19 protein-coding genes are annotated in these 19,666 nt (G+C 54.5%); 8 read left to right on the top strand and 11 right to left on the bottom strand.

Annotation, left to right across the window (positions count from 1 at the left end):
* The first annotated feature begins 6 nt into the window (after positions 1 to 6).
* The 3 genes from J1C54_RS04005 to J1C54_RS04015 all read left to right on the top strand — a co-directional run bounded on the left by J1C54_RS04005 (position 7) and on the right by J1C54_RS04015 (position 3,441).
* A complete protein-coding gene (locus J1C54_RS04005) occupies positions 7 to 1,632 on the top strand; it encodes an aldolase catalytic domain-containing protein (RefSeq protein ID WP_229144695.1) in 1,626 nt (541 codons plus the stop codon).
* 124 nt (positions 1,633 to 1,756) lie between these two features.
* On the top strand, positions 1,757 to 2,704 hold the full coding sequence (locus J1C54_RS04010; protein ID WP_229144696.1) for a hypothetical protein: 948 nt from the start codon (positions 1,757 to 1,759) through the stop codon (positions 2,702 to 2,704).
* A gap of 44 nt (positions 2,705 to 2,748) precedes the next feature.
* Positions 2,749 to 3,441 (top strand): HAD family hydrolase, encoded by a 693-nt coding sequence (locus J1C54_RS04015; RefSeq protein WP_229144697.1) that lies wholly within the window; start codon positions 2,749 to 2,751, stop codon positions 3,439 to 3,441.
* On the opposite strand, the gene J1C54_RS04020 is transcribed toward J1C54_RS04015, so the two are convergent.
* From J1C54_RS04020 to J1C54_RS04060, 9 genes are all read right to left on the bottom strand, one after another.
* Positions 3,429 to 4,130: a sulfotransferase family 2 domain-containing protein gene (locus J1C54_RS04020; protein ID WP_229144699.1), complete on the bottom strand. Its 702-nt coding sequence runs from the start codon at positions 4,128 to 4,130 to the stop codon at positions 3,429 to 3,431. The two genes, J1C54_RS04015 and J1C54_RS04020, sit on opposite strands and share 13 nt — an antisense overlap.
* Before the next feature lie 119 nt (positions 4,131 to 4,249).
* Complete coding sequence (locus tag J1C54_RS04025; protein WP_229144702.1) at positions 4,250 to 4,867, bottom strand: hypothetical protein; 618 nt, start codon at positions 4,865 to 4,867, stop codon at positions 4,250 to 4,252.
* Positions 4,868 to 4,878: 11 nt separating this feature from the next.
* A complete protein-coding gene (locus J1C54_RS04030; protein WP_229144703.1) occupies positions 4,879 to 5,781 on the bottom strand; it encodes a glycosyltransferase in 903 nt (300 codons plus the stop codon).
* A gap of 18 nt (positions 5,782 to 5,799) precedes the next feature.
* The gene (locus J1C54_RS04035; protein ID WP_229144705.1) at positions 5,800 to 6,696 is read right to left on the bottom strand and encodes a glycosyltransferase family A protein; all 897 of its coding nucleotides are present in this window, start codon (positions 6,694 to 6,696) and stop codon (positions 5,800 to 5,802) included.
* Positions 6,696 to 7,622 (bottom strand): branched-chain amino acid transaminase, encoded by a 927-nt coding sequence (locus J1C54_RS04040; RefSeq protein WP_229144706.1) that lies wholly within the window; start codon positions 7,620 to 7,622, stop codon positions 6,696 to 6,698. Before J1C54_RS04040 ends, J1C54_RS04035 begins: the two co-directional genes overlap by 1 nt.
* Before the next feature lie 49 nt (positions 7,623 to 7,671).
* Positions 7,672 to 10,554: a bifunctional [glutamate--ammonia ligase]-adenylyl-L-tyrosine phosphorylase/[glutamate--ammonia-ligase] adenylyltransferase gene (gene glnE, locus J1C54_RS04045; RefSeq protein WP_229144708.1), complete on the bottom strand. Its 2,883-nt coding sequence runs from the start codon at positions 10,552 to 10,554 to the stop codon at positions 7,672 to 7,674.
* Complete coding sequence (locus J1C54_RS04050) at positions 10,551 to 11,018, bottom strand: NfeD family protein (RefSeq protein WP_229144710.1); 468 nt, start codon at positions 11,016 to 11,018, stop codon at positions 10,551 to 10,553. Before J1C54_RS04050 ends, glnE begins: the two co-directional genes overlap by 4 nt.
* Positions 11,018 to 11,932 (bottom strand): SPFH domain-containing protein, encoded by a 915-nt coding sequence (locus J1C54_RS04055; RefSeq protein ID WP_229144713.1) that lies wholly within the window; start codon positions 11,930 to 11,932, stop codon positions 11,018 to 11,020. Before J1C54_RS04055 ends, J1C54_RS04050 begins: the two co-directional genes overlap by 1 nt.
* Before the next feature lie 28 nt (positions 11,933 to 11,960).
* Complete coding sequence (locus tag J1C54_RS04060; protein ID WP_229145524.1) at positions 11,961 to 13,721, bottom strand: GspE/PulE family protein; 1,761 nt, start codon at positions 13,719 to 13,721, stop codon at positions 11,961 to 11,963.
* Between the two features lie 196 nt (positions 13,722 to 13,917).
* Here J1C54_RS04060 and J1C54_RS04065 point away from each other — a divergent pair, with 196 nt between their 5' ends.
* The 5 genes from J1C54_RS04065 to J1C54_RS04085 all read left to right on the top strand — a co-directional run bounded on the left by J1C54_RS04065 (position 13,918) and on the right by J1C54_RS04085 (position 17,891).
* Positions 13,918 to 14,598, top strand: a complete 681-nt coding sequence (locus J1C54_RS04065) for a TIGR00153 family protein (protein WP_229144714.1) — start codon at positions 13,918 to 13,920, stop codon at positions 14,596 to 14,598.
* Positions 14,599 to 14,610: 12 nt separating this feature from the next.
* Complete coding sequence (locus J1C54_RS04070) at positions 14,611 to 15,879, top strand: inorganic phosphate transporter (protein ID WP_229144715.1); 1,269 nt, start codon at positions 14,611 to 14,613, stop codon at positions 15,877 to 15,879.
* Between the two features lie 35 nt (positions 15,880 to 15,914).
* The gene (locus J1C54_RS04075) at positions 15,915 to 16,478 is read left to right on the top strand and encodes a DUF6231 family protein (RefSeq protein ID WP_229144717.1); all 564 of its coding nucleotides are present in this window, start codon (positions 15,915 to 15,917) and stop codon (positions 16,476 to 16,478) included.
* Positions 16,479 to 16,511: 33 nt separating this feature from the next.
* Positions 16,512 to 17,192 carry a YciC family protein gene (locus J1C54_RS04080; RefSeq protein ID WP_229144718.1) on the top strand — a complete coding sequence of 227 codons (681 nt, stop codon included), beginning with the start codon at positions 16,512 to 16,514 and terminating at the stop codon, positions 17,190 to 17,192.
* 99 nt (positions 17,193 to 17,291) lie between these two features.
* Entirely contained in the window at positions 17,292 to 17,891 is a 600-nt protein-coding gene (locus J1C54_RS04085) for a hypothetical protein (protein ID WP_229144720.1), read from the top strand.
* Between the two features lie 50 nt (positions 17,892 to 17,941).
* Here J1C54_RS04085 and J1C54_RS04090 read toward each other — a convergent pair whose 3' ends face one another.
* Positions 17,942 to 18,961: an imelysin family protein gene (locus J1C54_RS04090; RefSeq protein ID WP_229144722.1), complete on the bottom strand. Its 1,020-nt coding sequence runs from the start codon at positions 18,959 to 18,961 to the stop codon at positions 17,942 to 17,944.
* Positions 18,958 to 19,623, bottom strand: coding sequence for an HAD family phosphatase (locus J1C54_RS04095; RefSeq protein WP_229144724.1), 666 nt, complete (start codon positions 19,621 to 19,623; stop codon positions 18,958 to 18,960). The genes J1C54_RS04090 and J1C54_RS04095 overlap by 4 nt, the downstream gene beginning before the upstream one ends.
* Positions 19,624 to 19,666: the final 43 nt, after the last annotated feature.

Genomic DNA, 19,666 nt, shown 5'->3' on the forward strand with positions numbered 1-19,666 from the left:
TTATTTATGAACCATGAAATAAATGTGCTCGATTGTACTTTTCGAGACGGTGGTTATTACAACAACTGGAATTTCTCCCCCGAGATTGTTCGCGCCTATCTGGCGAACATAGCGGCTGCTGGCGTCCATTGCATTGAACTGGGAACTCGAATATTTCCCCAAGATCGATTTCTTGGGGCGTTTGCATATAGCTCAGATGAGTACATAAAAACTCTGCAAATTCCGCCGGATGTTCAGCTAGCCGTGATGGTCGATGCCAAAACATTCTTATCTCGCAATCAACCGATTTCTGATGGAGTAAAAGCGCTCTTTTCTCCCAAATCCGAATCGCCAGTTCATATAGTTAGACTTGCCGTTCATTTTTCCGAAATTCCACAATCCAGGAATATTGCTGACACCCTGAGGGCGCTCGGATACGCTGTAGTGGTTAACCTCATGCAGTCGGCGGGAAAGCCAGATGAAACTTTGCAAGGGGCAGCAGCGGAGATTTCAAGATGGGGAAATGTTTCGACTCTTTATTTTGCTGATTCCTTGGGCAATATGGACAGACAGGAAGTGGCAAGAATCGTCTCGGCATTGCGTAAGCATTGGAGCGGTGATCTAGGCATACATACGCACAACAATCAAGGCAACGCAATCGAGAACTCTCTTGCCGCCATTGATCTCGGCGTAAAATGGATTGACTCGACAATACTTGGTATGGGAAGGGGTGCCGGAAACGCCGCTACCGAGATTCTACTTCTCGAGCTTCAAAAGCGTTTACAAAGCAATGTAGATCCAGAGCGCCTTTATTCTTTGGTTTTGAAATATTTTGAGCCCCTTCAGAGGCATCATCGATGGGGCCCCAGCCTCCTCTATTATCTTGCGGCAGCAAAGAATATTCACCCGACATACATTCAAGTAATGCTTTCAGATAGCCGATACTCACATGATGAGATACTGGACGCTATCAGATTTATGGGCTCCCGGAACACCTCTTCGTTTAACCCGAAAGTTCTCAATGAAGCTGAGTCCGTACAAGAAGGCAGTGTCGAAGGGACCTGGGTTGCCACGGGGTGGTGCAAAGACAAGGAAGCAGTCCTTATCGGGGCCGGAGAGAGCGTAGCCGAGCATTTAGAAGCAATCAAACGGTATATTAAGGGCAGATCCGACGTTGTCGTCATATCTTTGAATATGAATCATTTCATTGATAGCGATTTAATAGATATCCATGTCGCATCTGATCGGTCGCGAATTATGCTGGAAGCCGCTCAGTACAGGGAGAGTCAAAAGCCGATCGCTTTGCCGATAAACAGACTAGGCGAAGAGCTTACTCTTGGGCTGGAAGGCGTGCAGATCCTGAATTATGGGTTGCAGATCACAAGAAACACTGCATTGCTGCACGACACTTGGTGCCAGCTCCCTAGCCATCTTGCAGCCGGCTATGGTTTGGCAATTGCGGTTCAAGGACAGTGCTCAGCAGTCAGTCTAATAGGCTTTGATGGGTATACCTCCACTGATCATAGGCATAAGGAAATGGCAGATTTGCTGGAAATATTTCTGACAACATTCCCCTCCTTGAGGATCAGGGCACTTACTCCTACATCCTATTCGGTAGATCAGGGATCCGTTTATGAGCCGAGAATTACTTAGAGTTGTTTTGTTGAATTATGATGTCGGTTTTACCGCCACCACTCTCCAGAAATGGCCTTATGCTGCGCTTGGGGCCTTTAATTGGTAGTAGTGCTAGCCCCGAACGCGCATCTGGAGCCCCTTTATGCCTGATATCTCTTTCCATATCGGTCTGTATAAGACAGCTAGTACCTATCTTCAGAATGCCGTCTTTCCTCAATCAGGCGGACTCGGCCGGGGCTCACCTCATAATCAGAACGACATACTGGCACGCGTCAAGAAGAGCTTCTTGTACTGCTCTCCTGGCGTTTGGCGGGAAAGCCATGGCTTGATGCTATCCGAGGACATTAAAAATTCGTCGCCAAACAGCACACATATTCTTTATAGCGATGAAGCAATTTATGCAGCACGAATTTTCGGCAACGACGCACGTGCATCACTTGCGGCTGGAGAGCCATATCACTTGGCCGAACATTTTCATCAGTTTAAGAAGCATGCATGGAAGGATCGCGGGCGTGTACGTGTTTTTTTCTATGTCAGGAATCAGGCCGACTGGCTTGGGTCTCTTTATGTTCAATTGTCCAACCGGATAATCGGCGCGTCGCAAAGCGATTTTGAAGAGCACATAGATCGACTTGTAGACCAACCCTCGGCCTATGGCGGGAATGTAGCGAGATTTGATGATCTAACGAGTGCCCTGCAAGAGGCGCTGGGCCCAGATAACGTTTTGCCACTGCTTTATGAACGTCTTCATGACGAATGCACTTGGGAGAAGATCCGACAGTTTACTGGCATTTCCGGCCTTGGCTCGTCTTCGCTGCAGGGAACAGGAAAGGACTATAAGGTAAGACAACGTATTCCCGGGAATTGGCCAATTCGTCCATACGGCGAGGGGCTCAAGGCGCGGACACCGTCGGAATTCCTGTACAAGTACCTTTACCGTGTATTGGCGGGAAATAGATCGCTACAGATGACAGGTGAATTAAGAACAAAGTTGCAGGCGTGTTATCTGGATTCAAACCGCAACTTCGAGAAACTGTCAGGCCTCAGCCTTGCTGCCGACGACCTGCAATACTACCCCTCACAAGAATAGCATTGCGCGAGCAAGCCCATATATGTTGACAGCGGGAGCACAACTTGAGACCTCTGGATTCCACTGATGTATTTTTTTTTGACTGCGATGGAGTCATTCTTGATTCGAATGAGGTCAAATCATCTGCGTTTTCACAAGCACTACCAGATGAACCATTGGACCTTGTCGAACAGTTTATTCACTATCACAAGGAAAATGGAGGCGTTTCTCGCTACACCAAATTCCTCCATTTTTTCAGCGAGATCAAGGGAATAACTGACTTTCAGAAGGAGTATGAGTTAGCGCTGGCAAGATATGAAACCATTACACGAGAGGCTCTTCTGTCTTGCCCCTGTATTCCAGGAGTTATGTCACTTCTTCTTCGCCTCAGGGAAGCCGGGAAGAAGATTTACGTTGTGTCTGGCGGTGCAGAATATGAGCTGCATGAGGTTTTTGCTAAAAGAAACCTTGCGGGCTATTTTGACGGCATATACGGAAGCCCGAAAACCAAGATTGAAAACATGGCTGCAATCATCGAAACAGACGGGCGTTTCGATCATGCCATCTATTTCGGCGATGCAAAGTCAGATTATATCGCCGCGAAGCAGCATGGAGCCAACTTTGTTTTTGTTGCAGGAAAGTCCGAATGGCAGGAAGGCAAGGATTTTTGCAACAAGAATGGCATAGAAATAATCAATGACTTCAACTCGAACCTGATTAAAGATGCAATCGCCTGTAGAGGCACTCAGTATTCATAACCCATAAGACGAATTTCTTCAGCAAACATATTTGCAATACGATCACGCTGAGATGGCGTTAGTACCTCGCGGTAATGTCGCCGGTCGCTGCGGAATGTGGCCTTGGTTTTAGGTAGCTCCAACGGCTCAGGCAGACCAAGATGCTGGCGCACATCTTCCAGATCTTCCGCCAGACTTTCATATCGACAGATCTTGTCTACCTGCAGCTGGCCATCGATGGTGTAAAGCTGGAAACCCTTGCGCCTCAGTGAACGCACATGGGTTGACTCAAGAAACTCGTCTATAGAAGGGCGGCTTTCTTCGGCAAGATCACGGCAGCGCCAGTAGTACTGGGAAATCACCCGGTCCCATGGATTACGTTCAACGCAAAACTTGTAGTAGCCATCCCATATCTCTGGATCAAGCCGTTTCTTCAGCTTCCACGCTGGAATGTGGTTGTAGTAGAGCTTTTTATACTCACCATGGACAATGCGATTATACCAATCACGTGGGTTATACATGGTCCACGGAGCACGGTAACGCTGCGACGCAAGGCCACCACCGTCGGCGCGCAGCTCCTCCTCATCCTCGGAAAGGTGAGTCACGATGTCGCCTTGGTCGCAGAATCTGGACAGTGCAATTTCCACAGAGGTTCCGGCGGTCTTGTTGGTCTTGAGAAAAATGAACTTGTATTTGTGGCAGACGATCATGGCATGCCCCTGTGCGAAATATTCAAAATGTATTTTCTGGTAATGCTCAGTCCATCACTAAATAGTCCGGCAACTTCTTGATGCTGGCAAGCCACCCCCCGAAAGCAGCTCACGTAGTATCAGGAAATATCCAGCTTCTTCGATGACAGCCGCGCCTGAAGTCGGCTAAACAGACCTCGACGCTTACCCTTACGTTTGCTGACATTGCTGACCCGATTGAGGATCGCGGATATGGCAGCGCGATCACCCTGCAATCCGGCTTTATCCATAAAGCGGAAGAAATCCTCTTCCAGTGATTCAACCCGGACATCAATCCAGTTATCGCGCCCCTTTAGAAAGAAGCGGATATTGTCTTCAACCGTATCAACAAATAGTCGACAAGCCTGCAGCGCAGTCTCTGCATCCGGCTTTTTACGATTCATCAAAAAAGCGTGATAGAAGGCTCGCACCACTGACACGGTGATATGCCAACGCTCTCGATAACTGCTCGCTACCTTCTCAGGATCGCGAACCAAATGGACATAGAACGTCTGCTCGTCCGCGTACAGCCTATCCAGGGAGCCAAGAAACCAGACCAGCCGATTATCAGACTCAATGTGGTTGTCTGGATAATCGAGGCGACCTTCAACCATGCCCTTGTGCGTTTCATGGCCGGCAGTCATGCCGTTGATATGCGTACAGGCCTCTGCGAATGTTGTCGATGCCGCACGGCCGGTGGTGAGAACGAATACTCGCATAGTTGTGCCTCTCAGCCGCGCTGGAACCAACGGCGCAGCGCCAGTTCCACGCTGCTTAGTTTTTGCAGCCAGCGGTCATCCTGCATAGGGTGGTACGCCCACGGCTTCTTTGGATCACCATCAGTACAAGAGAGAAAGTCCTCAGCGATGGGCAGAACGTCGGGTGTCCGATCTCGCAGCGCTGTCACATCCTCATCGCTGAGAATCCGGAAGGGAAAGTAGCCAGAGCGGCGCTGGCGCTCGGCAATCTTGAGCGCCAGTGTTTTACGCTTGCCACGATAGGTCGGCACTTCCGGCAGCCACATTGCAAAAGGCGTCTTCAAATAGGCCATGGGACCAAAAAGCGCAGCGGCCTGACGATCATTCTCCGGCTCTGACCGGCCAAAGCTCCATCCTTTTGCCAGTAATCTTTGTGGACGCATAATCAGCAGTGCGGAAAAGTTCTGCCCGGCGCTCTGCCGGGTGCCCTGGCGGAAATAGATTTGTCTGGCCGAATCAAACACCATGCTGGAAACGTCTCGCTGCCGGTTACGACCGCGTAAAAAGCAGGGACTGACAAAGCCGATCCGCTCATCACCATCGAACAGGGCGTTGATCGCCAGCATGTCCTGCTCTGTCAGCGGACGCACCATCTGCGTGTCATCTTGCAAGTAGCAGACCAGATCCTCGTCTGCGGCGTACTCCAGTGCTGTCTGCATATTGCCATACAAACCACCCAGTCGACGCTGGCTCTGATGGCCTGGCTGTATCACTGCATGCTTGTCGGCAATTCGCTTTAACACATCACGGGTATACTCGTCATAGCTGTTGTCGTCGAATACCGCGATCCGGGCATGCGGCGCGCATTGTTCAATACTGGCAACGCAGTTCTCGAGAAACTGGCCGCGGTTGAATGAAAAAATGCAGAACAACATGATTACGTCCTGATAAGGTTAGGGCTTGCGCTCGACAGGATCACGCCGCCTCGCCTGAAGAATTCGCAACCAGGTGCGAACACGGGTATCTGTCTCGCTGCCGCTGTAGCGTCCTTTTTTGATGTGGCGAATGCGGTACACACCAGGAATCGGCAAGGGCACACCCTGGCTGCGCAACAACCAGCGAAACGCGCGGTCTTCGTGGCACTTGGCAAAACTCTCTACCGGCGTCTGGTAAATGCGGATATTGCGGCAATAGCCAACAGCACGGCATACATCACCATGGGCGATCTGCAGCGGCCCGGTGGCACGAGATGGATGAAAAGTAACAAATTCAGAGGTATCGATATCCAGCACCTGCTCTTCGCCAGCAGCTGCTTTCAGCATCGGATTGTCCTCTTCGAGCAGATCGGTACAGTGCTCATCCTGAGGAAACACCAGCGCATCACGACGACCCTGCAAAAGTGTCGCCAGCGTATCAAGACAACCCTCACGGAACATCAGGTCACAATCGGTAAACCAGACCCAGTCTGCCTTTGTTTCCAGCGCCGCCAGGTTACGGCCAATGCCGCGGCGAAACAGCTGCTGTCTCGGCAACGGCCGCCAGTTCCAGGTCACGCCCGGGACTTTCTGAGCAGCAAAGAACTGCAGTAGCCGTGATGTCTTTTCGTCCTCAGGAGCGTAGAAAACCGTCATGGTGACATCGATATCCTGTGGCGGATATCGCACCAGTGAGCTGAGCTGATAAACCAGAAAATGAGAGTAGTTCCAGCAGTGGCTGACCACTTCAATGGAAAGGCGGCCCGTTCGGGCCGCCCGGTTTTCCACTGGCGGCAAATCCGGTTCAAACCAGTGTGCCGGAATGAACCCTTTCGCTGCAAAGCGATAAAAAGCCAGCTGCAGACTATCTTTCATCAGCCCGCGACCGGCGACAGCCAATGGTTGTATTGGGGAAGCTCACCACGCACCAGTGCGAAATAGATGCTCTGCAACTTCTCCGTGATCGGGCCTCGCTTACCTTCACCGATAGCACGCCCATCCAGTTCGCGAATCGGCGTCACCTCGGCAGCGGTGCCAGTAAAGAAAGCCTCGTCTGCGATATATACTTCATCGCGAGTTATGCGCTTTTCGATCACTTTAATGCCATTTTCCTCAGCCAGCTGAATCAATGTCTTGCGGGTGATGCCGTCAAGACAGGAGGTCAACTCTGGCGTATACAACACACCATCCTTAACAATAAAAATATTCTCGCCGCTACCCTCGGCAACACAGCCTTCCGGGTCAAGCAGTAGAGCTTCATCACAGCCCGCAGATAGCGCTTCGTTCAGCGCCAGCATGGAGTTGATGTAATTGCCGTTGGCCTTGGCTTTGCACATGGTGATATTGACGTGGTGTCGGGTATAGGAACTGGTGCGCACCTTGATGCCCTTTTCGATCGCTTCCGCTCCGAGGTACGCGCCCCACTCCCAGGCCGCAACCATGACATGTACTTTCAGGTTGCTGGCGCGCAGGCCCATGCCTTCGCTACCAAAAAATACCATTGGCCGCAGATAGGCTGATGGTAAATTATTTTCCCGCACCGCGGCCAACTGGGCAGCATCGATCTGATCTTTGCTGAACGGCATTTTCATATTCATGATGTGCGCGGAATTGAACAACCGATCCGTATGTTCACGCAGGCGAAAGATGCTGGCGCCCTTATCGGTTGCATAGGCACGCACACCTTCAAAAACGCCCATACCGTAATGCAGGGTATGCGTCAGCACGTGAACCTTGGCATCGCGCCACGGAACCATTTCACCATCCAACCAGATAACACCGTCACGATCCGCCATCGACATGGCCATACCCTCAAATAATCAGCAAATGTTCGCGCCGGGGGCGGCGCTCCTACAATTCAAACCAGGTTTTCCAGATGGTGCGGACTCCTTCGCTGAGCTCGCTGAACCGGGTCTCAGGGACCACGGCGTGCTCCTTGCGCAGCGCCAGCCGGTAGGCAGCAGAGCGAAAAGCGAGATACGCCTCACGAAGCAGGCCGGCATCCGCTGCCGGCATCAGATCAAGCGATGCCAGGGTTTCCAGCAATCGCACATTGTCGGTGTACCGGGTCAGTTCACCGAAGCGGGGAGCCCATCTGAGAACCCCATATTGCACCATAAATTCGATATCAACGATACCACCGGGACTGCGTTTCAGATCAAACATACCGTCCCCGGGCAAGGTCAGCTGGGCCAGCATACGCTCACGCATGTCGAGCACATCCTGACGTAACTTGGCCTCGTCCCGCGGCCTGCATAGCACCCGGTGACGGACATCCTCAAACACCCGGCCGGCACGTTCGCAACCAGCGACAAAGCGGGCCCGCACCAGTGCCTGATGCTCCCAGGTCCAGGCCTGCTCACTTTGATAACGCTCGAACGCCACCATTGAGCTGACCAGCAGGCCAGAGGCCCCGGACGGACGCAGGCGCATATCGGCATCGTACAACTGCCCACTCATGGTGCGGGCGGTAAGGATATGAATGATGCGCTGACCAAGGCGGGCAAAGAACTGTTCGTTAGCCACCGATCGATCGCCGTCTGTCATGCCGTCGGGGGAAGCATCGTGGAGAAATACCAGATCCAGATCCGAGTCATGTCCCAGCTCAATGCCACCCAACTTGCCATAGCCAATGACCACAAAATCGGGATCGCAGTTTTCACCGTCTTGACGTACTGGTCTGCCGTGTTTCTCCACCAGCGGATTCCAGGCCAGCCATACCACCTCATTGAGAATCGACTCCGCCAGCCAGGTCAGATAATCACTGACCTTCATCAGCGGCAGTACCTCGGTAACCTCAGAGGCAGCCACGCGTAGCAAGTGGGCCTGCTTGAAGTTACGCAGCCCTTCCATCTGCTGCTCCAGATCATCAGCAGGAATACGCAAAAGCAACTGACGTAACTCATCGTCCAGCTCGCTGCGACCCGGGGGAGCATAAAGCGTCTGAACGTCCAGAAGCTCATCCAGCAATACCGGGTGGCGGGTTAACTGGTCGCTAATCCACGGACTGGCCGCAGACAGTTTGACCAGCTGCCCCAGCGCCAGAGGATTCTCCACCAACAAAGCAATATAGGCCGAACGACGCAGCACTGCCTCAAGGAAGCCGAGCAAGCGCCCACAGGCAACATCTCCCTCTCCCTGATTACCAATAGCCTCGATCAAAAACGGCATCAACCGATCGAGCCGTTCACGGCCAATGGTTTGCATATTGGTTACCGGCCGTGACTCCCGAAATACTGCCAGACGGCTCAACACCGCCTCTGGGTCACAAATACCCAGATTACTCAGACGCTCTATAGCGGCAGCCTTATCAAGGCGCCCCATCCATAAGTCACTGAGATCATCGTCGGCCTCAACATGACCGTCAGCGTTACGCTCCGGGTCAGCCACGACCTGGTCAAAATGCACTCGCACCTGATCACGCACCCGATTCAGTCGCCGCTGAAAATCACTTGGCTCCACGAAGCCCATGGCAAAGGCCAGTCGCTGCCAGCCGATATCGGTGTCTGGCAAGCGCTGGGTCTGGCGATCTGCCACCGCCTGCAACCGATGCTCTACATCGCGCAGAAAAATATAGTTGTCACGCAATTCCGCCACCGCATCGGCAGGCAGAAGGCCGGCCTGCTCCAGCTTCGGCAATACCGCCAACAACCGCGGGTCTCGCAACACCGGCAGCTGGCCGCCACGAATCAACTGGAATGCCTGAACAATAAATTCCACTTCGCGAATGCCACCCGGGCCCAGCTTAACGTCTGCCTGAATACCCTTGCGATTGACCTCACGCTCGATCAACCCCTTCATTTCCCGCAATGACTGGAAAGCACCAAAGTCGATATAGCGACGATAGACAAAAGGGGAAAGGCGATCACGCAAACGCTTACCGGCGGCAATATCTCCCGCCACCGGGCGCATTTTGATCATCGCATAGCGCTCCCACTCACGACCCTGCTGCTCGTAATAGCCCTCCATGGCATCAAAGCCCACGGCCAGAACGCCACTTTTACCCCACGGCCGCAGACGCATATCAACCCGGAAGACGAAGCCATCGGCAGTCAGCTGATCAAGCGCGCGGATCAACTGCTGGCCCAGACGAACAAAAAACTCATGATTGGAAAGCTCGCGACGACCGCCACGGGTTTCACCTTCGGATTCGTAGGCGAAGATCAGATCAATATCAGAAGACAGGTTAAGTTCACGGGCGCCCAGTTTGCCCATTGCCAAAACCGTCAACTGCACCGGGGTGCCAGACTCATCCGTGGGCGTGCCATCACGAACGGTCGCCCAGCGGTAAAGTACGGTCAAAGCCACATCAATCAGGGTATCAGCAAGCAGACTCAGATCATGGACAGTATCCGCGTACACGCTACCGCCGCGGCATGGCGACCCGAGAAGATCTCGCCAGATAATTCGCGCCATATGGCAGTGACGCATAAACCTTAGACGGCGTTGCAGCTCGGCCTCATCTTCGACACCTTCCAGCAACTGGTCGAGCTCTTCACGCAAAGTGAGTGGATCCAGCCGTGAGGCAAAACGTCCAGGCGCCGCCAACCACTGGGTCAGCTCTGGCCTGCGGGTCATTTGCTCGGCGACATAGTCTGAGCCTGCCCACACAACAGGCAGGTCACGAACCAGAACCTCTGGCAGAGACTGACCGGAATCAACAAAAGCTCGCCAATGGCTTTCCGCCAGCGAACGCAGGGAATCAGGCAAAGAGGAGAAGTCAGCAGGCATCATGCCGGCGGATTATCCACCTGCTCCACCTGAAATGCCATGTCATCCAGTGCAACCAGCCTGACCAGCGAACCCTCCGGCAGGTCTGGGCCATGCACCGGCCACCGAGTGTCATCCAGATGGATATAGCCGGTGCCATTGTCGATAGCCTGATCCAGTCTGACCACCTCTCCAACATGACTGGCTCCGCGACGATTAAGTGCAGGCGCATCACTGGCCACAGGCTCATTGATGTAGCGGCGCCACGCGTACAGCGCAACAAGACCGCCAACCCCGAACATGATCAGCTGCATTTCCCATCCAGGATAGATGCCGATCAACGGAAGCAGTAGCACCAGAATGCCGACACAGATTGCTGACAGGCCATTCCACATCAGCAAGCTGCCGCCGACAAAAACCTCAAGTACCAGCAGCACCAGGCCAAGAACGATCCAGTGGTGATAGTCGAGCTGATAAAGCCAATCCATCAGCTTGTTCCTTTGCCCACGGTCTGACGAACAATCTCAGTGACACCTCCAATGGCGCCCATCACACCGGTAGCATCTACCGGCAGCATAAATACCTTACTGTTTGGTGAGGCACCGATTTGCCCCAGAGCCTCGACATACTTCTGTGCGACGAAATAGTTGATCGCCTGAATGTCGCCCTCGGCAATTGCCTTTGACACCATATCCGTGGCCCGGGCTTCCGCCTCAGCCGCTCGCTCACGCGCCTCAGCGTCGAGGAAGGCGGCCTGACGGGCGCCTTCAGCGCGCAGGATATCTGCTTGCTTGAGACCTTCGGCTTTCAAAATCGCCGCGGCCCGCAAACCTTCCGCCTCCAGAATATTGGCACGCTTTACCCGCTCGGCCTTCATCTGACCAGCCATGGCCTCTGCCAGATCCGCTGGCGGCGAAATATCCCGAATCTCAATACGCGTGACCTTTACGCCCCAGGGGTTGGTAGCCATATCAACGATGCGCAGCAAGCGCTCGTTAATGCCATCACGCTGGCTAAGCATCTCATCCAGATCCATGCTGCCAAGCACGGTACGGATATTGGTCATAGTCAAATTGCGAATAGCATATTCAAGCTGATTCACTTCATAGGCGGCCTTTGCAGCATTGACCACCTGATAAAAACAAACCGCATCAATAGTAACCATCGCGTTATCTTTCGAGATTACTTCCTGGGGCGGAATATCCAGCACGCTTTCCATCATGTTGATCTTGCTGCCGACAGAGTCAACCAGCGGAATAATAATGCCCAAGCCTGGTCGTAGTGTATGGGTATAACGACCAAAACGTTCCACCGTATACTCATACCCCTGAGGCACCATCTTTGCCCCCATAACCACCAGCACCAGCAGCAAAACCACAAAGCCAATAACAATAGCAACCACGGTGTGTCTCCGAATTAACAATCAGTTTTTAAAAAAGGATATCTTGAATTGGTGTTACTCGCATGACCTCTTCAATTGTAGTCAGCCCGCGAGCGACTTTTAATGCACCACTGATTCGCAGTGGCTTCATGCCGTTTTTCAATGCCTGCCGGGTAATGGCCTCAAGATCATTATTGCGATGAATGACCGACTTCAACGGCGCAGTTACCGGCAGAGTTTCATACACGCCTACACGGCCGCGATAACCTGTACCGCGACATTCCAAACACCCCACCGGACGACAAACCTTTTCCGGCATTTTCATTTTGAAGGGCCGCACCAGCTCATTCCATGCAACCTCATCGGTAGCCACTTCCTGCTTGCAGTCCGGACAGAGGGTGCGTATCAGACGCTGAGCCATAATACCTATCACCGTGGATGTGATCAGATAGGCGGGCACGCCTAGATCAATCAGTCGGGTAATCGATGATGGCGCATCATTGGTATGCAGTGTTGAAAGCACCAGATGGCCAGTAAGCGCCGCCTGCACTGCCATCTCGGCAGTCGCCAGATCACGGATCTCACCAATCATGATGATGTCCGGATCCTGGCGCAGCAGCGCCTTGACGCCGTCCGCAAAGCCGACATCAATATTGTGCTGCACTTGCATCTGATTAAAGCTTGGCTCCACCATTTCAATCGGATCTTCAATGGTGCAGACATTTACCTCAGAGGTAGAGAGCTGCTTCAGGGTTGAATAAAGGGTGGTTGTTTTACCCGACCCGGTCGGCCCGGTAACAAAAATAATGCCGTGCGTGCTGCGCGTCATGCGCTGCCAGACTTCGTGATCTTCCTTGCTAAAGCCCAGCTGATCGAAAGAACGTACTAGCACGTCCGGATCAAAGATCCGCATCACCATTTTTTCGCCGAAGGCGGTTGGCAAAGTAGACAAACGCAGTTCAATCTCTGCGCCTTCAGAATTTCGGGTTTTCAGTCGACCGTCCTGCGGGCGACGCTTTTCTGCCACATTCAAGCGACCAAGAATTTTTAGACGCGCCACCACTGCTGCCATAATTGTCGCCGGCAGCTCGTAAACATCATGCAGCACTCCATCAATACGGAAGCGCATCTTGCCCACATCCCGCCGCGGCTCCAGATGGATATCCGATGCCCGCTGGCTAAAGGCGTACTGCAGAATCCAGTCTACAATGGCGACCACATGCTGATCTTCAGCATCCAGATTGCCGCGACCTCCAAGCTCTAGTAATTGCTCGAAGTTGGTCACATTACTAAGCGACTGGCCGCCCTGATCTCGAGCACCTGCAATGGAGCGGCTGAGGTTATAAAACTCAATGCGGTAACGCTGCATATCTTCCGGGTTGGCGAACACCACTTTCAGCTCGCGCTCACGCAGCGTGGCGCGCAGGTGATCTTCCCAGTCGCGACGGAACGGTTGGTCGCAGGCCACCGTGACGCTATCCCGGGAGACCTCTACAGCAAGGATGCCGTGTCGCTCGGCAAACGCGTAGGACATCACCGTGGTCACCTGATCGACCTTTATTTTCAGCGGATCCACATGAAACTGCGGCAAACCTGACTTCTCTGCCAACCATTCAGACAGGAAATCCATATCCAGTATGCGGCCACCGCGGAGCTTGTCCGCCAGCTGGTACTTGGCCACCACCTGCAGGGGATGCCAGCCCAGCTCCTTCTTGTCACGCGGGGTGGTCGAGATAACGTTGTAGTCTTCCTGAGGGACTCGGCCCTCTTCCAATAGCTCACGCATAACCCAGCGAACATCAATATCCATGTCCACGGGTTTGTGGGTTGCGGCCTTGCCGGCAGGAGTACGGTTGTTCAACGTGGTTGCTTCCCAGTTATTTACCCCACTGTACCCGGCGCCTGCCCCGGAGTCAGCCCCGGCGCATATCAGGAATGACTTGCTGGCCCGTGCCCCCTATACTCGCCGCACTATGACGATAAGATGACAATGCGGAGTCACTAGCATGACATTCGGCAGCTCTATAGCGGGCCTGTTCGGTCGCTCACCCATTACCCCCCTGCAAGCCCACTACGAAACCGTACAAGCCTGTACCGCCGCCCTGGTGCCGTTCTTTGAGGCGGTTGTCGCTGATGATTGGCAGCTTGCCCGGGAATGCCAGCAGCGTATTCAGGAGCTGGAAAATCAGGCCGACACCCTGAAACGAGAGTTCCGCCGAAACCTGCCCAACAGTCTTTTTCTACCCATGCCTCGCAGCGACCTGCTGGATATGGTCGGCATGCAGGACCGGGTGGCCAACAAGGCCAAGGATATCGCAGGCCTGATGCTCGGCCGGGAGATGAAGATTCCGGCAGCGGTCGCTGATGACATGCTGGCACTAGTGCGCCGCGCCGTTGATGCTTCCGCCCAAACGCTGACCGCCATCAATGAGCTGGACGAACTGGTGGAGACGGGCTTCGGTGGCCAGGTAGTTAAGCTGATTGAGCGTATGCTCGAAGAGCTGGATCGGATTGAAGGCGACACTGACGAGCAGCAGATACGTATCCGCAGCACCCTGTTTACTCTGGAGAAAGACTGGCCTCCAGTAGACATGATTTTCCTCTATCAGATCGTTGACTGGGTCGGGGATCTCGCTGACCGGGCGCAAAAGGTCGGTGGTTTCCTGCAAATTCTGGTTGCCCGATAGGAGGCCGCAGCGATGGAATGGCTTGTCGAGCACACCACACTGATTCTGATTCTGGCTGCCATGTGCGGCTTCTTTATGGCTTGGGGCGTGGGCGCCAACGATGTCGCCAACGCCATGGGCACCTCCGTAGGCGCCAAGGCGCTGACCGTTAAACAAGCGGTTATGATTGCCATCGTGTTCGAATTCGCCGGCGCCTATCTGGCCGGCGGCGAGGTCACCGAGACCATACGCAGCGGTATCGTCAGCTCTGAGTCCATCATGCAGAGCCCCCATCTACTGATTTACGGCATGATGGCCTCGCTACTGGCCGCCGGCATTTGGCTGGCGGTGGCCTCTGCCTATGGCTGGCCAGTTTCTACCACTCATTCCATTATTGGCGCCATCGTCGGTTTTGCTGCCGTTGGCATCGGCATGGAAGCTGTGAAGTGGGACAAGATGGGCAATATCGTGCTGTCCTGGGTAACCTCGCCGCTACTGGCCGGGTTTATTGCCTTTGCCCTGGTGAAAAGCGTACAGAAGCTCATTCTGGACACCGAGAACCCGTTCGCCCGAGCCAAACGCTACGTGCCATTTTATATGTTTCTGACCGGCTTCATGGTCGCCATGATTACCATGACCAAGGGCTTGAAGCATGTTGGCCTGCATCTGAGTGGTGCTCAGGCCGTACTTTACTCCGTTGCACTGGGCGTGCTGATTGCCATTATTGGCGCCATCCTGCTAACCCGGGTAAAGGAAATCCCGGAAGAAAACCGCGGTTTTCGCTTTACCTCGGTGGAGCGAGTATTTGCCATCCTGATGATTTTTACCGCCTGTGCCATGGCCTTTGCACACGGCTCCAACGATGTCGCCAATGCGGTTGGACCGCTGGCTGCCATCCATAGCGTGCTAACCTCCGGCGGCGAGATCGGCAGCAAGTCAGCCATGCCACACTGGATCCTGCTGATTGGTGCCGTTGGTATCGTCTTCGGCCTCGCCATTCTTGGTGGCCGGGTTATGAAAACGGTTGGCAAACGCATTACTGAACTCACCCCAAGCCGGGGCTTTGCCGCAGAGCTGGCCGCCGCCTCCACCGTGGTGCTGGCTTCAGGTATCGGCGTGCCGGTGTCGACCACTCATACACTGGTCGGCGCGGTCCTCGGCGTGGGCATGGCCCGCGGTATCAGCGCCCTGAATCTGAGAGTGATCAGCACCATCTTTACCTCTTGGGTGGTGACCCTGCCTGCCGGCGCATTCCTGTCGATCCTGTTCTTCTACTTCTTCAAAGGGCTGTTTGGCGGCTGAGCATGCAACGGGCCGCCCGCGCAGGAGTTTTTCCTGTGGGGGCGGCACTCCCGGAAAAATGTCGCTATGCTAAAAGCATGAATCAGCCAACTAGCTCCTCAGCTTCCGCCGCTACACCTCAGACAGCTCTGGCAGCCATCCTCGAAAGTGTGCAGCCATCATCCCTGCTGTTGATTAGCCTGAACCCGGTGCCGCAAATAGAACAGTGGTGTCAACATCACGGCGCCAGCCTGCACACTCTCAGTGAAAGCGACCCCGTGACACCGCTCGCCAAGCTGCAACGCTTTGATATGGCCATCATTGCCGATCAGCTGGAATACATGACCCGGGAATCCGGCGCCCAACTGATTGGCTTATTGCGCAACTTGCATACGGAACGGGTGGTGGTTCTATATCAACAGCAATTGGCGCCGCAGACACTGCGCTGGGCATCAAACGGCTTCCTTGCCATGGGCATGCGCCGCGACGCCTTGTTCCGTCAGGATGACCGGGAAATGGCCCTGTACAGCTATGACCTGGCCCGCTACAACTTCAGTCGCGAATGGAACAATTCCCGTTTCTGGGCCAACCCCGAGAACTGGGGCAAGTACTGGTGGTAGACTGCCTCTCCGTTTTCCGTCGCGACTCTTGCCATGCTTTCTGAACGACTACGAGAAACCTTCAGCTTCTGGTGGCGAAACTTGCCAGCCATCGCCCTGATTGCGATTCCATTCTCGCTGCTTTCCAGTCTGATGACCCTGATTCTGGGCGCGCCCCTTACCGCCCAGCCAGATGAAACCATAAGCGTTAACGGCACAACGCTATCGCTTATTTTTATTATTCGCACTTTTGCGGAAGCCGCTCTGATCGTTCAGCTTGCAGCCATCCTCGCTGGCAAGGCGCGGGGCATTGGCGAGTGCTCCCTGCTGGCACTGGCCGTCATGCCAGCCATGCTGCTGTGCAACCTTGCCGTTCTGATGGGAGCCACACTGGGGTTGTTTCTTTTTATTCTTCCCGGCGCATGGATTTATATTCGCCTGTCGATGGCCCCTTTTGTCGTCACCCTGGAGAAAGCCGGCCCAGCGGAAGCCTTGAAACAGAGCGTACTGCGCACCCGTGCAACCCAGTGGGAAATGCTCGCTGGCTGGCTGGCAATGTTACTCGGCCTACTTGCCGTCAGCGGCATGGCTGGCGCCATCCTCACCAACCTTAGCGGCAGCAATATGGCAGCCGGCATCATATTAGACCTGCTGACTGCGGTGGCCGGGGCGGTACTACATGTTTTCCTGTTCCGCTATTACGGACTGACCAGAGAACAAACCGGCCAGCCCTGACCTGTGACTAATTTGGCATTTTGCCACTTTGCCCGATACCGACTGGAACTTCGCCAGCAGGATCGGGTCTTGTTCGTCCCACCAGCAAGGATTGAGCTTATGAAACGCAGCATGCTTTTTCTCGTTATTCCGCTCGTCAGCGCCATTAGCAGTGCCGCCATTGCCCAACCGCAGACCAGCCCAGTGCGTGACAACAATTTCGATTGGAGCTTTTTCCAGTTCGGCATCGATCTTCAGGATATGGGACGCCGCTTCGACCGCGACGCACTTTACGGCCGTCTTTCATGGGCTCTGGACGAACACCTTTTCCTGCGCGGCGGCCTGAGCCTGTATGACGGGGAAGTGGGCGCCGCTGATTATGATGGCCTTGGCCTCAGCGGTGGCCTCGGTTTCCACACCCCTCTGCAGCAGGGGCTGGATCTGGTGGTCAGCGGTGACCTGCTATTTGACCGGGTTGAGGTCGGCAACAATCGCGATAGCGAGTCCGGCCTGCGTATGGCTGGCGGCGTACGACACCAGACCAGTGATCAGATTGAACTCTCGGGTGGGGTCTTCGCCATGAGAATGTACGATAACAACGACATCGGCCTGTATGGCGAAGCGCTGATCAAAGTATCTGAGAAGGTCAACGTTGGCGCGGATCTGCAGCTCGGCGACGACATCAACTCGATTGGCGTGTTTGGCCGATTAAATTTCTGACCCTGCGAGGTCGGGGAGAGGTGGCCAAGCCACCCCTCCCCGACAGCTCCCTACTGCAACAACGAGCGCCCGGCGCTGAGCCCGGCATGCAACTGCTGCAACAACAGTATGTCCGGCTCACCAGCCGCAGACGGCGCAGGTAAAGTAGCTTGCACACCACTCTCCATTAACCAGCCTCTTAGTGCCGAATCCTGCTCCAGCCAAGGCGCCATGGCCTGCTGTAACCCAGCCATGGCAATGGTACGAGCCCGCGCGGAATAGTATTCGCCGGCGACAGACTGTCGATCCTCCATGCCTGCCACCCGGATCATCCTCTCAGCAGTGCGGCGCAGTGCATCGACCGGGCAACCCGCACCCACCGGTGCCAGCTGATCCGCATTCGCGGACATGGCCAGCAAGTCTTCCACCAGTAACGTGCTGGCCAAGCCGAGGTATACCCGACGACGATTCTCCGGCTGCTCTTCCACTGCCAGCGGGCTGCCCTCCGGTGCTTTATGAACTGCCCTCAGGCCCGCCACAGTGCGCGGCGCATCTGGCTCACCAAACAGCAGGAACCCGATGACCTGAAAACCAACACTGATTTCCTCCTGCAGACTGATGCCCTGCTGTCCCAACAGGGACTCACGACTGAGCGGCAGGCTGACATCATTAACGATGCCACTGTCTGGCCATTGCTGCAGGCCATCGATGTAGCCGGGCAGGATGGGGAATGGATCGGCACGTTGCAGCATGGTAGCCAGCTGCGGTGATTCCGCAGCGCGACAGGCCAGCACAACCACAGCCTCATTGAAGCTGCGATAGAGCTGAGTCCAGGCTTCTCTGGCGGTATTCAAACGTTCATCAACGGGGTCGCCGAGCAGTCCATTAATGGCATCCTGAAATACCCGGCTGCTGGCACTGAGTCGACGCAGTCTTTCGGTTTGCTCCTGACGCAACAAGGCCTCCACGGCGACTTTTTCCACAGACCTCTCGCCCACTGGAGCAAAGGATTCCTGCGGCGCCGTCGGACCCTGATCACAGCCGCTCAACACTAGCGCCGCCAGCAGCGGCGTAAGGCGCCACTGGTTCATGCCTGTTGCTCCCGCAGGCTAATAACCTGCCAACCCTCTATCTGGGCCTCACGCAAAAGCACCGGGTCCGGATCCACCGCCACCGGATTAGTAACCTTACGAAGTAGCGGCAGGTCGTTATGCGAGTCGCTGTAAAACCAACTGCCAGGCAGCGCCTCATGGTGTTGCTCAAGCCACTCATACAGCCGCTGAACCTTGCCGTCGCGAAAACAGGGCACCCCGTCAATCTCACCGGTGTAACGATTGCCAATCATCTGGGCACGCGAGGCCAGCAAATGATCAACGCCGAGCTGCTCGGCAATCGGTCCAGTAATAAAATCGTTTGTCGCCGTAATAATCATCAGGGTATCGCCTTGATCGCGATGCTTGTGCAACAGGCGCTCAGCCGCAGGCAACATGATCGGCGCAATTTTTTCAGCAAGGAACTCATTCCGCCAGTCAATCAGGTTAGACATTGCATGCTCGCTCAACGGCTGCAAGGCAAAACGCAGATACGCCTCAATATCCAGCCGGCCATCCTTATAATCCTGATAGAACTGGTCATTGGCAGCCTTGAACTGCTGACTATCGACCAGTCCACGCTCTACCAGAAACTGGCCCCATAGATGATCTGAATCACCAGCAATCAGCGTATTGTCCAAATCGAAAATCGCCAGCGTCATCACTACTCTCCTTGGTAACCGGTACCCCGCGGCTAGCATATCA

This window comes from Alcanivorax sp. 1008, from assembly GCF_020667895.1.
Classification (GTDB): Bacteria; Pseudomonadota; Gammaproteobacteria; order Pseudomonadales; family Alcanivoracaceae; genus PGZG01.

What these genes read in the sequence shown, in the direction of transcription:
- J1C54_RS04005 (WP_229144695.1), top strand. Translation starts at nt 7, where the DNA reads ATGAACCATGAAATAAATGTGCTCGATTGTACTTTTCGAGACGGTGGT.
- J1C54_RS04010 (WP_229144696.1), top strand. Translation starts at nt 1,757, where the DNA reads ATGCCTGATATCTCTTTCCATATCGGTCTGTATAAGACAGCTAGTACC.
- J1C54_RS04020 (WP_229144699.1), bottom strand. Translation starts at nt 4,130, where the DNA reads ATGATCGTCTGCCACAAATACAAGTTCATTTTTCTCAAGACCAACAAG.
- J1C54_RS04025 (WP_229144702.1), bottom strand. Translation starts at nt 4,867, where the DNA reads ATGCGAGTATTCGTTCTCACCACCGGCCGTGCGGCATCGACAACATTC.
- J1C54_RS04030 (WP_229144703.1), bottom strand. Translation starts at nt 5,781, where the DNA reads ATGTTGTTCTGCATTTTTTCATTCAACCGCGGCCAGTTTCTCGAGAAC.
- J1C54_RS04035 (WP_229144705.1), bottom strand. Translation starts at nt 6,696, where the DNA reads ATGAAAGATAGTCTGCAGCTGGCTTTTTATCGCTTTGCAGCGAAAGGG.
- J1C54_RS04040 (WP_229144706.1), bottom strand. Translation starts at nt 7,622, where the DNA reads ATGTCGATGGCGGATCGTGACGGTGTTATCTGGTTGGATGGTGAAATG.
- glnE (WP_229144708.1), bottom strand. Translation starts at nt 10,554, where the DNA reads ATGATGCCTGCTGACTTCTCCTCTTTGCCTGATTCCCTGCGTTCGCTG.
- J1C54_RS04050 (WP_229144710.1), bottom strand. Translation starts at nt 11,018, where the DNA reads ATGGATTGGCTTTATCAGCTCGACTATCACCACTGGATCGTTCTTGGC.
- J1C54_RS04060 (WP_229145524.1), bottom strand. Translation starts at nt 13,721, where the DNA reads ATGGATATTGATGTTCGCTGGGTTATGCGTGAGCTATTGGAAGAGGGC.
- J1C54_RS04065 (WP_229144714.1), top strand. Translation starts at nt 13,918, where the DNA reads ATGACATTCGGCAGCTCTATAGCGGGCCTGTTCGGTCGCTCACCCATT.
- J1C54_RS04070 (WP_229144715.1), top strand. Translation starts at nt 14,611, where the DNA reads ATGGAATGGCTTGTCGAGCACACCACACTGATTCTGATTCTGGCTGCC.
- J1C54_RS04080 (WP_229144718.1), top strand. Translation starts at nt 16,512, where the DNA reads ATGCTTTCTGAACGACTACGAGAAACCTTCAGCTTCTGGTGGCGAAAC.
- J1C54_RS04085 (WP_229144720.1), top strand. Translation starts at nt 17,292, where the DNA reads ATGAAACGCAGCATGCTTTTTCTCGTTATTCCGCTCGTCAGCGCCATT.
- J1C54_RS04090 (WP_229144722.1), bottom strand. Translation starts at nt 18,961, where the DNA reads ATGAACCAGTGGCGCCTTACGCCGCTGCTGGCGGCGCTAGTGTTGAGC.
- J1C54_RS04095 (WP_229144724.1), bottom strand. Translation starts at nt 19,623, where the DNA reads ATGACGCTGGCGATTTTCGATTTGGACAATACGCTGATTGCTGGTGAT.